The organism is Sedimentibacter sp. B4 (genome assembly GCF_000309315.1).
Lineage (GTDB): Bacteria > Bacillota > Clostridia > Tissierellales > Sedimentibacteraceae > Sedimentibacter > Sedimentibacter saalensis.
Window position 1 is genome coordinate 1 of record NZ_CANG01000803.1, and the last position, 388, is coordinate 388.

Consider the following 388-nt stretch of genomic DNA (forward strand, 5'->3'; position numbering starts at 1 on the left):
CAGAATCGGAGCATGGCGCGGCGTCCGGGCATCTTCGGCGCCGGCGAGCTGCCGGCGCAGGACCTGATCGCGTTCTCCGCCGAGTTCGACGAGGCGCTGGTGCTGGCCGCCTACGCGGAGGGCGTGTTCCCGATGCCTCTGCACTCCTCCGGGTTCGGGCAGATGGGCTGGTGGTCTCCGATGCGCCGCGGCGTCCTGCTGCCGGACGCCCTGCGCACGACCCGCTCGCTGCGCAAGTCGGCGAAGCACTACACCACCACCGTCGATGCGGCCTTCACCCAGGTGCTGGAGCGCTGCGCCGACCCGTCCCGGCCCTACGGCTGGATCGATGACGACATCCGCCGCGTCTACACCGTGCTGTCGAGGCCGGCCACGTGCACTCGGTGGA

Annotated in this window: 1 pseudogene; it reads left to right on the forward strand. The window is 71.1% G+C overall.

Features of this window, described 5'->3' with window-relative positions:
- Positions 1 to 12 precede the first annotated feature (12 nt).
- A pseudogene (locus tag BN358_RS24395) lies at positions 13 to 388 on the forward strand (leucyl/phenylalanyl-tRNA--protein transferase family protein); the annotation flags it as partial.